The sequence below is a fragment of the Azospirillum agricola genome, from assembly GCF_017876095.1.
Taxonomy (GTDB): domain Bacteria; phylum Pseudomonadota; class Alphaproteobacteria; order Azospirillales; family Azospirillaceae; genus Azospirillum; species Azospirillum agricola.
The window spans coordinates 182,347-196,320 of sequence record NZ_JAGINM010000012.1; the positions used below are offsets into that span (position 1 = coordinate 182,347).

Here is a 13,974-nt window from a genome sequence, read left to right on the forward strand (position 1 = left end):
CCGTTGATTTGCGCAGAAGGTTAATCGCCGCCGGCCGTCTGGCAAGCCCATCCTGACGCGGGGCAGGGTCGCCGAAGATCGTGGACCGCGGCGGCGCGCCCGCGCTTTACTTCGCGCAACGCAAGCACCATCCCGCCATGAGGAACCCCCGCGCATGACCGACCTGCTGAAAGGCGAATCCCCGTCCGGCTACCAGGAGCTTCTCGGCTACCGTCTGAGTCGCTGGGAAGAGGGAAGCGCCGAGATGGAGTTGCCGGTGGACGACCGGCACCTCAACCGGGCCGGCGTGGTGCATGGCGGGGTGCTGACGTCGCTTTTGGACACGGTTTCCGGATTCGCCGCAACATTCTGTCCCCATGAAGGGCGGGTGAGACGGGTCGTGACGCTGTCGCTCGCCACGAGCTTCCTCGGGCAGTCACGGAACGGTACGCTGGTCGCCACCGCACGTCTGCGCGGCGGCGGACGCAAGATCGTCGGGGTGGCGGCGGAAATCCGCCACCGCGAGACGGGCGCCCTGCTGGCGACGTCCGAGGGCATGTTCAAATACAGACCGGGCAGCGAGAACCGGGAGGGGATGGAGAGATGATGGGACAGCCGACGAGTGAACGCTTGACGACAGGACGGTTGACGACAGGACGGTTGACGGCCGCGCGCGACGGGCGCGTGCTGGTGCTGACGATGGACGACGCGGCCACCAAGAACGCGCTGGGGCCGGAGATGATGGCGGCCGCGCGCGACGCCTTCCTCCAGGCGGCGGCCGATCCGGCGGTCGGCGCGGTGGTGCTGGCCGGGGCCAACGGCACCTTCTGTTCCGGCGGCAACCTCGGCGCGCTGCTCGGCAACGCCAAGACCGACCCGAGCGCCATCCGCGCGAACCTGGAGCAGTTCCACGGCTGGGTCCGCGCCATGCGCGCCTGCCCGAAGCCGGTGATCGCCGCGGTCGAGGGGGCGGCGGCCGGGGCGGGCTTCTCCATCGCGCTCGGCTGCGACCTGATCGTCGCGGCCGATGACGCGACCTTCACGCTGGCCTACGTCAAGGTCGGGCTCAACCCGGACGGCGGGGCCTCGGCCTTCCTGGCGCGCGCGGCGACGCCGCAGCTCGCCGCCGAGATCATGTTCGAGGGCGGGCGGATCGGCGCGGCGCGGCTGGCGCAGCTCGCCATCGTCAACCGGGTGGTGGCGCCGGGACTCGCGTTGGCCGAGGCGACGGCCTGGGCGGCGCGGCTGGCGGACGGCCCGACGCTGGCCATCGGCCGTGCCAAGCGGCTGATCGAGGCCGGTTTCGGCGAACCCGACGCCCAGCTCGACCGCGAGGCCGACTTCTTCGTCGAGGCTCTGCATGGGGCCGAAGCCGCCGAGGGCATCACCGCCTTCTTCGAGAAGCGCCCCGCCAACTACCCGCGCGTTTGAGAGGATGAGATCCCCGCGTCACGCCAGCAGCGACAGGGTGGGGTCGGCCGGCGCCGGGGCGGCGTCCTCCAGCGCGCGGGCGATCTCGTCGGGTTTTCCCGCCACGCGCAACGCTTCGGCCCGGCCGCCGAAATACAGGTCGGTTTCGCCGTTCGCGGCACCGCGCAGGAACAGCACGGCGCCGGGGTTCACCAGAACGATTGCTCCGCTCGTGTCGGTCAGTTCAACGAATGCCATGACGACCATCCTCTCTGCATGCACGTAAAACACACGGGAACATGGTAGGTTTCCTTCCAAGCCTTTGGTTCGGCCTTCCGGCCGATCCGACACCAAAGGCTGACCGGAAGAGGCTGCTCCTTCGGCCCCTTGAACGTCGGCGCCGTGCGACAAACATGGGCGGTTCAGTCCGGCCGGAACCGAAAGGCTTCGGCTTTGGACGGCAACCGGCTATAAGCCCGGCCTGCAACAAAGGGAGCACCAAGACTTGAAGCTGCTCGTCGTCGAAGATGATCCGCTGATCGGTCCGGCCGTGAAGGCCGTGCTGGAAAACGCGGGCTACACCGTCGTTGGGCCGCTGCGCGACGCCAACAAAGCCGCGCGGGTCGGCGCGCGGGAGAATCCCGACCTGGCGCTGGTCGACGTCAACCTCGCCGGCGGCGAGAACGGGCTGACGCTCGCCCGCCGCCTGTGGGAGGAAAACAGGGTTCCGTCGCTGCTGATGACCGGCTTCGACCACCACGCCGAGGAAGCGCGCGAGTTCGCCATGGGGCTGCTGCGCAAGCCGGTGATGCCCGATGCCCTGGTCGATGCGGTCGGCACGCTGGCCGAGATTCTGGGCGGCCTGCGCCCCTCCTCGGTGCCCTCGGCGCTGGAGCTGTTCCATTCCTCCATCGCCTCGGTCACCGCCGCGTCGCTCGCCGGGCCGCGCGTGCGCAGCGCCTGACGCCGCCCCGCGCCGATCCGCCTGTTCCGTTCGCAAGGCCCGCTCAACCGGCGGGCCTTTTCATATGATCATGCTGGCGGGGGAGTGTCCGCCGCCGTGGCCGCCTCATCCTCCGACACGTCGTCGATCGGGGGGCCGCCGTTGTCCGGGTCCAGTTCGACCCATTGCCGAAGGGCGCTCAGCGGCGCGCCGGTCATGGGCGGAGCGCTTGTCGGACTGATCATCGCCATGGTCCTCCTGTCCTGTCGTAGCGGGCGGGTCAGGCCTCACGAACCAGCAGGGCGACCGGGAAGCCGTCGAACAGCGTCGCGGCCTTCACCGCATCCCCCCCTTCCACGGCGCGCCCGGTGAGGACGTTGTGCCAGCACGCGCCGCGCGGCAGCGGGATCGCCGTGTTGGACCAGTCGGGCTCCTCCCCGAGAGCGCCCACCAGACGCGGCACCGCGACCACCACCGCGTCGTTCCCCGCCTTGCGGGCGAAGGCGACGACATGCTCGGCCTTGTCTCCCGTCGCCTCCAGCGGGACGTAATCGCCCGCCGCAAAGAGGTCCGGCTTCTCGGCCCGCAGGGCGAGGGTGCCGCGGGTGACCGCCAGCTTCACCGCCCCATCGGTCCAGCGGTCGAGCAGGGCGGGCGTCGTCCCCTGCTCCAGCGCCGCCTCAACCTCGCCCAGCAGCCGCCGCCGGATCCCGTAATCCACCGGCAGCCGGTTGTCGGGATCGACGAGGCTGAGATGCCACAGCTCGCAGCCCTGGTAGAGGTCGGGCACGCCGGGGCTGGTCAGCTTCAGCAGGGTCTGGGACAGCCCGTTGACCATGCCCAGCCGGGCGACGCTCGCCTGGAAGGGCAGGAAGGCGTCGAGGAAGGCGTTGCGGCGCGAGACGTCGAGCGCGTCGTGGATGAAGCCGATCACCGCCGACTCGTACGCCTCGTTGGGGGCCGCCCAGGTCGAATGGACCTTGGCCTCGCGCATCGACTTGGTCATGGCGCCGACGATGCGCTCGGCGAAGGCGGCCATCGCGGCGGGGTCGAGCCGGTCGGCGGCCAGCCCGGTCAGCTCGACCGGCCAGGCGCCGAGGATGAGCTGGTAGAACAGATACTCGTCGTTGCGGTCGGGCGGGGCGGTGCCCTCGACGTCGCCGCGCCGGGCGCGCAGCAGGCGGCTCCAGGTCTGGATCTGGCGCTCCCACTCCTCGGGCATCTCCGACAGGGTGTAGAGGCGGGCGCGGGTGTCCTCACCGCGCTTGGTGTCGTGGGTGGTGCTGGCCAGCATGTTGCCCGGCCAGTTGCGGGCGCGGTCCTGGTTGGCGCGGTGGAAGGCGGCCGGGCTGACGCCGAAATGCTCGGGATGGCCGCCGACCTCGTTCAGCGCGACCAGCCGGTTGTAGCGGTAGAAGGCGGTGTCCTCCAGCCCCTTGGCCATCACCGGGCCGCTGTATTGCTGGAACCGCATGGCGAAGCGCGTCACCTGCCGGTGGCTGTAGCCGCTGCGCGGGGCGGCCACCAGATCGGTGGTCAGCAGCCGCTGGACGAAATCGTAGACCGACCCGTCCGGCCCCTGTTCGGCCTTGCGGGCCTGGGACACCGCCCAGTCGATGTCGCGGCGGTCGAGATCCGACGGCACCCCGCCATCCACATAGGTGCGATAGACCGGGAAGCGGGCGATGGTCTCCTTCAGCGCGTGATGCAGGATGTTCGACGTGAAGTCGGCCGTCGCCGGGTTGGAGCGGGCGATGCGCGCCGCCTTGCGGGCAAGCACATGCAGCTCGCTCGCCATCTCGCTTTCCATGATGCGGATCTTGGACAGGCGGACGACGTCCTCGAAGCGGTCGGAGCGGCCGATGAAGCCGGAATAGAGGCGGTCGAAGGCCGCTTCGCCCTTGGGATCGACGAACAGCCCGCCCATCAGGGTGGCGAACTCGTAGCCGGTGGTGCCGTCGATCGGCCAGTCCTCGCGCAGCCGCTCGTGACGGGCCAGGATCTTCTCGACCACGAGGTAGAAGGGCTTCGGCGAGGCGGCGATCAGGCGCTGGCAATAGCCCTTGGGGTCGATCAGCCCGTCGATGTGGTCGATGCGGATGCCGTCCAGCGTGCCATCCTCGACCAGCCTCAGCACCAGCCGGTGGGCGATGTCGAACAGGTCCGGCTCGTCCATGCGCAGGCCGGCCAGCTCGTTGATGTTGAAGAAGCGCCGGTAGTTGATGTCGTCGGCGGCAACCTTGAAATAGGCGACGCGCCAGTTCTGGCCGGATATCAGGGCGTGCAGGTGGCTCCAGGTCTCCGGCTCGCCCTGGTCGCCGCGGAAGATGGAGAGGCGCTGGGCGATGGCGTCGGCCACGTCCGGGCGGTCGGCGACCAGCGCCGCCAGTTCCCGTTTCAGATCGGCGGCACGGCGGATCTGATGGGGATGGGCGTAGGCGAGATGGGCGAAGATGTCGCCCAGCCGTTCCAGCTCCGGGTGGTCGGTGCCGAGGATGCTGCCGTAATCCTGCGGGCGGACCGGCAGCTTGTGGGTGCCATAGGCCCAGACGGCGAAGCTACCGGACGCGGCGTCGAAGCGCAGCTCCAGCCCGCCCGAGGCCAGAACGGCGCCGTACTGGTCGCCCAGCACCGGCACCAGCAGCTTGCCCTGGAGGTACCTGTAATCGGTGTCCCACTCGATGTCGAAATAGCCGGCGCAGGGGCTGTCCGGCCCCCATTCCAGCACGTCGAGCCACCAGCCGTTGTCGGCGCCGCCGACCCCCATGTGGTTGGGCACGAAATCGAGGATCTGGCCCAACCCGTTGCGGCGCAACGCCGCCGCCATCCCCCGGAAGGCCGCCTCGTCGCCCAGCTCGGGATTCAGGGCGTTGTGGTCGACGATGTCGTAACCGTGCGTGCTGCCCGGCCGCGCCTTCATGTAGGGGGAGGCGTAGAGGTGGCTGACGCCCAGCCGGGCGATGTAGTCGGCGATCTCGGCCGTCCGGTCGAATCCGAAGGCGGCGTTCAGCTGCACCCGGTAGGTCGCGCGGGGAAGCGGCTGGCCGGAGGCGGGGGGCATGGATGGTGCTCCTTGAAGGTCGGGTCGGTCAGAGGGCGGTGGCATCGGACCTTGGGGCGTCGGATCTTGAGGCGTCGGATCTTGAGGCGTCGGATCTTGGGGTGTTGGGCCGGGCGGCGGCCAGGATGGCGGCGACGGCGGCCGGCTCGGGGGCGTCGGCCAACTCCTCCAGCGTCAAAGACAGCTTGCGCCGCCAGTTGGGGTACTGGTCCACCGTGCCGGGCAGGTTGACCTGGGCGCGCTCGCCGGTCAGGTCGTCGAGCTGGACCATGGCCAGGGCGGAGCCGGTGCGGGCCAGGAAGCCGTGCACCGCGTGGCCGAGCGCGTCGTCGTAGGGGCTGTCGGCGCCGAAGCCGGCGGGCAGTGGGATGGCGGCGGCCCGCAAGGCGTCGATCAGGGCGCCCCGGTCGGCGCGGCGGCGGTCGCGCTGCTTCCCGGCCTCGTCGGCGGCGGGGTAGAGGCCCTTGTCCTCCTTGAGCGCGATGTCGTGCCCCTCCCACCAGCCGCGCAGCGTGGCGAGGTCGTGGCTGCCGAAGGTGGCCAGCGCCAGGGACGGGTAATCGTCCGGCCCCTTGAAGCCGCCATCCTCCGTCCATTCGAAGACGACCACCCGGTAGCTGAGAATGCCCGCCTCCGTCATGCGCTCGCGGAATCCGTCGGGGACGGTTCCCAGATCCTCCCCCACCACCAGACAACGGTTGCGCTGGCTCTCCAGGGCCAGGATTCCGACGAGATCCTCCATCGGGTAGGCGACATACGCCCCTTCGCCGGGGCTATGCCCCTCGGGGATCCAGTAGACGTGCTGGAGCGCCATGGCGTGGTCGATGCGCAGGGCGCCGGCGTGGCGCATGTTGGCGCGCAGAAGCTCGATGAAGGGCCGGTAGCCCGCCTCGCGCAGCGCGCGGGGGTGGAAGGGCGGAAGGCCCCAATCCTGCCCCGCCGGGTTGAACAGGTCGGGCGGCGCGCCGACACGGGCCGTGCCCACGACCACCTCCGGCGCCATCCAGGTTTCCGCCCCGCCGCCGTCCGCCCCGACCGCGAGGTCACGGTAGAAGCCGATGGCCATGCCGAGATCCGAGGCCCGCGCGGCGGCGGCGCGAAGCTGTCCGTCGGCGACCCATTGCAGCCAGGCAAAGAAATCGATCCGCACCCGGTTCTGCTCGGCGAAGGCCGCCACGGCGGGAGACGAGGCGTCGCGCAGTTCGACGGGCCAGCCCTGCCAGCCGGCCCTGCCCTCGGCCGCGAAGCGTTCGCGCAGGGCCTGGAAGACGGCGAAGCGCCGCAGCCCCTCGCCCCCCTCGGCGCGGAAGGCCGCGAAAGCCTCCTTGCGCTCGGCGGGAGCGCCCGACTGGAAAACGGCGAACAGACGTTCCAGCACGGGCAGCTTCAGCGCCGCGACCGTCTCGTAATCGACCAGGGGCGCGGCGCGGGCGGCATCGAGCACGGCGGCGAAATCCGGCGAAGCGACACGGCGGCGCGCCTCCTCGTCGGTCATGAATTCGGGAACAGCCGTCACGTCGATGCAGAGCGGGTTGAGGAACAGCCGGCTCGCCGGGGAGTAGGGGCTGGCCTGGGCGGGAGCGTCGAGGAACAGGGCGTGCAGCGGGTTGAGCCCGATCACGGCGGCTCCGCGCGCGGCGGCGATGTCGGCGAGATTCTCCAGGTCGCCGAAGTCGCCGATGCCCCAGTTCCGGTCGCTCCGCAGGGTGTAGAGCTGGGCCGACAGCCCCCACAGCCTTTCGCCCATGGCGATGGGGGCGGGCAGGTGGCAGCGCTCCGGCACGGCGATGAGGCTGGTCTCGCCCGATCCACCCCCCGCTTCCACACGCAGGCGGTGATAGCCGGCGGGCGGAGCGTCGCCGAGCGTCAGCCGGCGCAACGCCAGCGGCTTTCCATCCAGCGCGGCCTTGCGGATCAGCGGCAGTTCGGCGGCCTCGGCGTCGCCCCGGCGGGTTTCGCCGCTCTCCAGGGTCAAGGTCCAGCGAACGGCCCCCGCCCCGTCCGGCAGAGCGAGCGTCACGGCCGCGTGCCCCTGTCCGGTTCGCAGCACCACGGCGGGGGGAAGAACCCGCGACAGCTCCGCGCGCTCCAGCGCCGCGAGTTGGGCTTCGGCCGCCGCCTCGTCGTCGGCCGCGACGCCCATCGCCGCCAGCAGCGCGCGGACGGTGCCGGGGCCGGCGCTCACCGTCTCGCCCGCAGCGTTCCGGAAGGAGCGCTCGATGCCCATGCGGTCGCCCAGCCGGTCGAGCGCCGTCGCCTCGTCCAGCGACACCACCACCGACCAGGGCGCCAACGCACCGCCACCACCATCGCCGCCGCCACCAACGACGCCGGCCCCCTCCGTCCACAGCACGCGGCCGGCGGGTTCCTCGAAGCCGGCCGCCGGCCGGTCGCCGAGGTTGGCGATCATCCGCAGCCGGCTGCCGTCGCCGAGGCGCCAGCACAGCCGCAACCCGGTCCCGCCGACCACCTCGTGCGAGGCGGCGCCGCCCGGCGCGTTGTCCAGGCGCGGCACGATCTCGGCGTGGCGCACCGCCAGCGCGCGGCGGTACCAGTCGAGCCACGCCGCGTGCTCCGGCCGGTCGCGGGCGTCCCAGTCGAGCTTTGCCGATTCCATCGTCTCCGGGGCCGTCGGGTCGGGCAGGCGGTCGCGGAAGGCCGGGTCCTGGAATTCCGGGAACTTGGCGAACTCCTCGTGCCGGCCCTCGCGCACCGCCTGGGCCAGTTCCTCGCCGAAGTCGCAGAAGAAGGGGAAGGGCTTGGCCGAGGCCCACTCCTCGCCCATGAACAGCATGGGAATCGACGGTCCCAGCAGATACAGGAGGCTGGCGGCGCGCACGGCCTCGGGCTTGGCGATCTGCGCGATGCGCTCGCCGAGCGCGCGGTTGCCGATCTGGTCGTGGTTCTGGATGAAGCTGACGAAGGCGGTCGGCGGCAGATGGGCGGAGGGCTCGCCGCGCAACTCGCCGTCGCGGTAGGCCGACGGGTCGCCCTGGAAGGCGAAGCCCTCGGCCAGGGAGCGGCCCAGCTTGCCCGGATCGTCGGCGTAGTCGGCGTAGTAGCCGCCCTTCTCGCCGGTCGCCGCCGCGTGCAGGCAATGGTGCAGGTCGTCGTTCCACTGGGCGGTGTGCCAGCGGGGATCGCCCTCGGCGTGGCGCGCCAGGAAGCGCGCCTGGTTGGCGTCGTTCTCCAGCACCAGATGGACGTGGCGGCGGTGCTGGAAGCGTTCGCGCACCCGCTCGGCCAGTTCCTCCAGAACATGCCTGGGGCCGTCGTCGAGGATGGCGTGGACGGCGTCGAGCCGCAGCCCGTCCAGATGGAATTCCTCCAGCCAGTAGAGCGCGTTGTGGATGAAGAAGTCGCGCACCGGCCCGCTGGCGGCGCCGTCGACGTTGATGGCCGCCCCCCAGGGCGTCTTGTGGCGGTCGGTGAAGAACTGCTCGGCGAAGGCGTGGAGGTAGTTCCCCTCCGGCCCGAAATGGTTGTACACGACGTCGAGGAAGACCATCAGGCCGCGCGCGTGCGCCTCCTGCACCAGGGTCTTCAGATCCTCCGGCCGGCCATAGGCGGCGTCGGGGGCGAAGGGCAGGACGCCGTCATAGCCCCAGTTGCGGGTGCCGGGGAAGTCGGCGACCGGCATCAGCTCGATGGCGGTGACGCCGAGCGCGACCAGATCGTCGAGCCGGCCGATGGCGGCGCGGAAGGTGCCCTCTTCGGTGAAGGTGCCGACATGCAGCTCGTACAGCACCGTCTCGTGCCAGGGCCGGCCGGCCCATTCCCCGTCGGTCCAGGGGTGCAGCCCCGGATCGATCACCTCGGACGGGCCGTGCACGTCGTCGGGCTGGAAGCGCGAGGCCGGGTCGGGAACGGCCAGCCCGTCGGGCAGGGCGAAGCGGTAGCGCGTGCCGGCCTGCGCCCGCGCGGTGGTCAGCTCGAACCAGCCGTCGGGGCGTGCCGCCATCGGCAACCGCTCGCCGTCCTCCTCCAGCACCAGCGAGACGGCGCCGGCCGACGGCGCCCACAGGGCGAAGCGCACCGAGCCGTCGGGCTGGATCCCGGCGCCGAAGGGCATGGCGTGGATCCGCCGCCCGCTTTCCTCGGGCGTGGCGCGCCGGGCGGCCTCGGGGCCCGCCTCGGCCTTGAGGATGCCCATGGCGCCGGCCAGCGGGATGCCGACCCAGGCCGGGCGGTTGGCCAGCTCGTAGCCGATCTCGTAGAAGGCCTTCTCCAGCAGGAACAGCTTCAGCAGGCTCGTCGCCACCGCCGGATCGGACGGAAAGCCGGGGCAGCCGCCGATGGCCTCGCGGTAGCCGGCGACGAAGGCCGAGGCGGCCTCCCCCTCCCACCAGGACAGCCACGCGGCGCGGGCGTCGCGCTCGGCCTCGGGGAGGGTGGCGGGGATGGCGTCGCGCGCGGTGGCGGCGGCGTAGGCGATGGAGCGCAGCATCCCGGCGACGTCGCGCAGGATGCAGTGCTTGGCCCGGCGCTCGGCCAGCGGGCGCATCGGCTCGCCCTCGAAATCGACGATGTGGACGTCGCCGCCGGACACCAGCACCTGCCCCAGATGATAGTCGCCATGCAGCCGCATGGCGTGGAGGTCGGCCGAAGCCGGGGTCAGCGCGTCGATCTGCGCCAGCACGGCGTCCCGCCCCTCGGCCAGGGACAGGGCGTAGGGCGCGATGGCCGGGTCGAGCGACGGGGCCGCCGCGCGCAGCCGTTCCAGAACATTTCCGGCCAGCGCGCGCACCCCGTCGCCCCAGGCGCGCAGGGTGGCCGGCGTCACCGGTTCCGGGGTGAAGCCGTCGCCGCCGCCGGGCGTGGCGAGGGCCCGGTGCAGTTCGGCCGTCCGCCGGCCAAGCCGGCGCAGGAAGGCCGGCGCCTCGATGTCGTCGGAGCGGTCGGCGTCGGTGAAGCGGGCGACCCGCTCGGTCAGCCGCCCGGTGACGTGGGCCCAGGCGTCCACCGCGTCCGGCACCAGCACCTGGAGGATACACAGGGTGGTCGAGCCGGAGCTGTTGGCGCGCTCCACCCAGCCCAGCAGGGCCGGCGTGTTGGCGAAGCCGGCGACCTCGGTCAGGAAGCGGCCGACCTCCAGTTCCGGGTGGGTTCCCGGCTCCAGCTTGCGCAATCCCTTGAGGATCGCGGCGTCGCCGACCCGGATCGAGGTGTTGGACTGCTCGCCGCTCAGCCTCCGCAGGGGCGCGTCGGGACCGAGCCTCGCCGCCAGCGCGTCGCCGGCCTTCGTCCGGCCCACCGTCAGCCCCGCCGTGTGGGGCTGGTCGGCGAGGATGGCGCCGAGCATCGCACGGACGACCGAATCGTCGGCGTAGCCGTCGCGCAAGCGTCCGGCCATCGGCAGGGCGCCGGCATCCGCGACGGTCGAATCGTCGGCCTTCGCCCCCGGCCGGTCGAGCAGCAGCGGCAATTGATACAGTTGCGCGTCGCGCCCCGGCGGCTCCACCCGCAGCAGGCAGAGCTGGGCCGCGCCCTCCGCCAGCGGCAGGGGCAGCGCGTCGATGATCCGCACAACCGGACGGCCCGCGTCCTTCGCGGCGTACCAGCGGCGGGACATCAGATGGTCGGGCAGCAGATCATCCTGGAGGCGCGCGAGAAGCTCGCCCTCAAGCTCGCCTCCGAGGGGGCCGGGAAAAGCGTTCGTGTGTGGCGCGGTCGGCAAGAGGACTCTCCCGTGTTGAGCGCTTGGACGGCGTCTCGCTCAACACCGCAGACGGGGGTTCCTCCCGCGCTTGCGAATGCTTCTCACCGAACGGTCAGCCGTCCTCCCCCAAAGAAATATCAGACGGTGCGCGGGTGGTGCGGCAGATGGGCAAGCCGGCCGATGCGCTCGGCGACCTGGAGCGCCTCCACCACGTCGTCCAGCCGGCCTTCCCGCATCAGATGGTGGGCGTGCGTGTTCAGGGCGGCGACCACCGCGCGCTCGTCGCTGACGCTGCGGGCCGGGCGGCCTTCGGGGTCCAGCACGGTGGCGCCGAGGGCCGCCATCGCCTCGGCGGTCAGGTTGACCGCCTCGCACAGCGACTCCTCGTCGCCGTCCGCCGTGGACAGCAGCGGTTCCAACAGCTCCGCAAGGAGATTGGGTGTCATGGCGGTGATCCTCGGCGACATTCTCAGGTCATCCCCTTGAAAGTCCACAACAGCCGGGACGGACGATCCGTGCCGTTCCGATGAGAAGGAACGGCAGATGGGAAGCGGACCGATGGCCGGCAAGCGCCCATGCCCGTCAAGTCGCCGGATGGGGGAGGCGCGTCCGGATCACGCCTCCTGCACCGTCTCCACCTCCGACAGGTCCGACAGGCGGCGGGCCAGCCGGTCGGTGCAGCGGATTTCCAGGATGCCGAAGCCGGCGTTGGGCGACAGGGAGTGCAGGTCGCCGGCCATGCCGTTCTCGCTGGCGAAGCGCTTCACCCGGTCCACCATGGCGTCGCGCTCCGGGCGGCCGGGGCGCAGGCCGGGCAGGGGGCGGGTGAAGTGAAGCTTGTAGCGCTTGAAGATCGCGGGTGCCACGGATCGTCCTTCGGGGAATGCCGGTGCACCCGGATGTCGCACGGAGTGCGGGGCTGGCGCTAGAGCGGATCGCGTAAAACCGGAATCGGTTTGGAGCGTGAATCCGCTCGTCATCAAAAGGCCAAGGTTTCGTGCGTTTGATAAGAAACGCACGAAACCTTGGCCTTTCCCGCAAGCTCCCTTGCTCCGCTATTTCCTGCGGACCGGCTCGACGTTCTCGGCGCCGGCGCGGGTGCCGCCGAAACGGTCGGCCCCCTTGGCGTCGGGGGCGTCCGGCTTCTTGTGGTTGCCGGTGTTCTGCTCGCCCTTGCTGTGCTCGATGCTCTCCTCGGTGTGCGGCTGCTTGGCCATCGGGGGCCTCCTCGGTGGTTGGGTGTCCCCCTGACAACCGGATCAGATCACGTTGGTTTCCAACAACGGGCGGTTTTCGCTCAGGCGGCCGTAGCCGAACACCGACAAATCCAGGCTGCGGTAGCCGCCATGGACGATCAGCTCGGCCAGGCCACGGCCGACGCCGGGGGCCTGTTGCAGGCCATGGCCGCTGAAGCCGTTGCAGAACAGCAGGTTGCCGACCTCCGGATGCGGGCCGATCACCGCGTTCTGGTCAAGGTCGTTGTACTCGTAGAAGCCGGCCCAGGCGTTGGTGACCTTGATCGCCTCGAAGGCCGGGACGCGGGCGGCGAGCGCCGGCCACATCATCTCGTCGAACAGGTCGTGCTCGACGGTCAGGTCGTCGGTGTCCGGGTCGCGGTCGGCCGGAGGCGGAGCGCCGCAGATGAACTGCGCGCCTTCCGGCCGGAACCAGACGCCCGACGGGTCGATGACCAGAGGGCAGCCCGGCAACGCCTCCTTGCAGTCGAAGACGAAGACGCAGCGCTTGCGCGCCGACACCGGCAGGGGAACGCCGGCCATCTCCGCGACCCGGCGCGCCTTGGGGCCGGCGGCGTTGACCGCCGTTCCGCAGGCCAGCCGCTCGCCGTTGCCGAGCAGGACCGCCTCGATCCGGTCGCCGCTGCGCTCCATTCCCACCACGTCGGCGGTGATGAAGGTGACGCCGAGCGCCTTGGCCTTGCGGCGGAAGCCCTGCATCAGGCTGTAGCCGTCGAACCATCCCTCGCCCGACAGGCCGAGCGAGCCGGAGACCAGCCCCTCGACCGACAGCCAGGGAAAGCGGGCCGACAGCTCGGCCGGGCTCATCAGGGCGACGTCGACTCCGCAGGCCTTCTGGACGGCGTGGTTTTGCCGCAGGATGTCCGCCCCGGCCTCCGTCGCCAGATAGAGGTAGCCGGGCTCGCGCAGGCCGAGGTCGACCGGGTCGCCGTCGACCGAGAGGTTTTCGGTCGCCGCCTTCAGGAAGGACAGGCCGAACTGCGACAGGGCGATGTTGGCCGGGGTCGAGAACTGCTGGCGGATCGAGCTGGCCGACAGGGCCGAGGAGGCGGTGCGGTAGGTCGGGTCGCGCTCCACCACGGCGACGCTGCCGCCGAAGGCCGGATCGGAGGCCAGGAAATAGGCCACCGAACAGCCCATCACGCCGCCACCGACGATCACCACGTCGAACCGACCGCTCATCATGCCTCCCGCCAAGGTCAAGGGGCGCGTGACGCGCCGCCGATGGCCGATTAAGGCACGGAAGCGCGGTTTGGAAAATAAGGGAAAATTATCGCCGCGATCCGGTTATAAGGATCGAATTATAACTTATTTCTCTTGCGATATAGCTCGCGCGACGGCGATCCACTCCTGCCCCTCCTCGGCCGCGCGCAGGGCGCGCAGCGGCGGCCAGACGCCGAGCCGGCTGCCACGGCGGGCGGCGAAGAAACGGTCGAGTTCCCCGGCGTCGGGCAGGCGGTCGCCCTTGCGCTGGTTGCAGCGACGGTGCGCCAGCACGACGTTGGACGGCTCATCGATGCCGCCATAAGCCAGCGGGATCAGATGATCGAAGGTCGCCTTGGCGCCGACCGGCTCGCCGCAGAAGAAGCAACGCCCGCCCTGCTGGACGTCCATCAGCGTGGCGTCGTCCGGCGAGACGGGCATGGCATCGTCCTTCGATCTGGCG

General features: G+C 70.9%; 12 protein-coding genes. 3 read left to right on the forward strand and 9 right to left on the reverse strand.

The window, feature by feature from the left end:
* Nucleotides 1-154 precede the first annotated feature (154 nt).
* Both J2847_RS19100 and J2847_RS19105 read left to right on the forward strand, forming a co-directional pair.
* Nucleotides 155-586 carry a PaaI family thioesterase gene (locus J2847_RS19100; RefSeq protein WP_085554000.1) on the forward strand — a complete coding sequence of 144 codons (432 nt, stop codon included), beginning with the start codon at nucleotides 155-157 and terminating at the stop codon, nucleotides 584-586.
* A 53-nt stretch (nucleotides 587-639) separates the two neighbouring features.
* The gene (locus tag J2847_RS19105; RefSeq protein ID WP_233474625.1) at nucleotides 640-1,410 is read left to right on the forward strand and encodes an oxepin-CoA hydrolase, alternative type; all 771 of its coding nucleotides are present in this window, start codon (nucleotides 640-642) and stop codon (nucleotides 1,408-1,410) included.
* Between the two features lie 18 nt (nucleotides 1,411-1,428).
* Here the strand turns inward: J2847_RS19105 and J2847_RS19110 are convergent, their stop codons facing one another.
* Nucleotides 1,429-1,647 carry a hypothetical protein gene (locus tag J2847_RS19110; protein WP_209780462.1) on the reverse strand — a complete coding sequence of 73 codons (219 nt, stop codon included), beginning with the start codon at nucleotides 1,645-1,647 and terminating at the stop codon, nucleotides 1,429-1,431.
* Between the two features lie 247 nt (nucleotides 1,648-1,894).
* Between J2847_RS19110 and J2847_RS19115 the strand changes: the two genes are divergently transcribed.
* Nucleotides 1,895-2,353, forward strand: a complete 459-nt coding sequence (locus J2847_RS19115) for a response regulator (RefSeq protein WP_209780463.1) — start codon at nucleotides 1,895-1,897, stop codon at nucleotides 2,351-2,353.
* Between the two features lie 68 nt (nucleotides 2,354-2,421).
* Here J2847_RS19115 and J2847_RS19120 read toward each other — a convergent pair whose 3' ends face one another.
* From J2847_RS19120 to J2847_RS19155, 8 genes are all read right to left on the reverse strand, one after another.
* Nucleotides 2,422-2,577 carry a hypothetical protein gene (locus J2847_RS19120; protein ID WP_209780464.1) on the reverse strand — a complete coding sequence of 52 codons (156 nt, stop codon included), beginning with the start codon at nucleotides 2,575-2,577 and terminating at the stop codon, nucleotides 2,422-2,424.
* 35 nt (nucleotides 2,578-2,612) lie between these two features.
* Complete coding sequence (treY, locus tag J2847_RS19125) at nucleotides 2,613-5,393, reverse strand: malto-oligosyltrehalose synthase (protein ID WP_209780465.1); 2,781 nt, start codon at nucleotides 5,391-5,393, stop codon at nucleotides 2,613-2,615.
* A 28-nt stretch (nucleotides 5,394-5,421) separates the two neighbouring features.
* Nucleotides 5,422-11,070, reverse strand: coding sequence for a malto-oligosyltrehalose trehalohydrolase (treZ, locus tag J2847_RS19130; RefSeq protein WP_209780466.1), 5,649 nt, complete (start codon nucleotides 11,068-11,070; stop codon nucleotides 5,422-5,424).
* A gap of 119 nt (nucleotides 11,071-11,189) precedes the next feature.
* Nucleotides 11,190-11,498 (reverse strand): hypothetical protein, encoded by a 309-nt coding sequence (locus J2847_RS19135; RefSeq protein ID WP_085553995.1) that lies wholly within the window; start codon nucleotides 11,496-11,498, stop codon nucleotides 11,190-11,192.
* Nucleotides 11,499-11,666: 168 nt separating this feature from the next.
* The gene (locus tag J2847_RS19140) at nucleotides 11,667-11,918 is read right to left on the reverse strand and encodes a hypothetical protein (protein WP_085553994.1); all 252 of its coding nucleotides are present in this window, start codon (nucleotides 11,916-11,918) and stop codon (nucleotides 11,667-11,669) included.
* Between the two features lie 189 nt (nucleotides 11,919-12,107).
* Nucleotides 12,108-12,269 (reverse strand): hypothetical protein, encoded by a 162-nt coding sequence (locus tag J2847_RS19145; protein WP_209780467.1) that lies wholly within the window; start codon nucleotides 12,267-12,269, stop codon nucleotides 12,108-12,110.
* 42 nt (nucleotides 12,270-12,311) lie between these two features.
* Nucleotides 12,312-13,493 carry an NAD(P)/FAD-dependent oxidoreductase gene (locus J2847_RS19150; RefSeq protein ID WP_411800606.1) on the reverse strand — a complete coding sequence of 394 codons (1,182 nt, stop codon included), beginning with the start codon at nucleotides 13,491-13,493 and terminating at the stop codon, nucleotides 12,312-12,314.
* Between the two features lie 123 nt (nucleotides 13,494-13,616).
* A complete protein-coding gene (locus tag J2847_RS19155) occupies nucleotides 13,617-13,952 on the reverse strand; it encodes an HNH endonuclease (RefSeq protein WP_209780468.1) in 336 nt (111 codons plus the stop codon).
* Nucleotides 13,953-13,974 lie beyond the last annotated feature (22 nt).

Excerpts from the sequence above, each read along its gene's own strand:
- J2847_RS19120 (WP_209780464.1), bottom strand. The coding sequence starts at position 2,577 with ATGATCAGTCCGACAAGCGCTCCGCCCATGACCGGCGCGCCGCTGAGC.
- J2847_RS19135 (WP_085553995.1), bottom strand. The coding sequence starts at position 11,498 with ATGACACCCAATCTCCTTGCGGAGCTGTTGGAACCGCTGCTGTCCACG.
- J2847_RS19100 (WP_085554000.1), top strand. The coding sequence starts at position 155 with ATGACCGACCTGCTGAAAGGCGAATCCCCGTCCGGCTACCAGGAGCTT.
- J2847_RS19150 (WP_411800606.1), bottom strand. The coding sequence starts at position 13,493 with ATGATGAGCGGTCGGTTCGACGTGGTGATCGTCGGTGGCGGCGTGATG.
- treY (WP_209780465.1), bottom strand. The coding sequence starts at position 5,393 with ATGCCCCCCGCCTCCGGCCAGCCGCTTCCCCGCGCGACCTACCGGGTG.
- J2847_RS19155 (WP_209780468.1), bottom strand. The coding sequence starts at position 13,952 with ATGCCCGTCTCGCCGGACGACGCCACGCTGATGGACGTCCAGCAGGGC.
- J2847_RS19145 (WP_209780467.1), bottom strand. The coding sequence starts at position 12,269 with ATGGCCAAGCAGCCGCACACCGAGGAGAGCATCGAGCACAGCAAGGGC.
- J2847_RS19110 (WP_209780462.1), bottom strand. The coding sequence starts at position 1,647 with ATGGCATTCGTTGAACTGACCGACACGAGCGGAGCAATCGTTCTGGTG.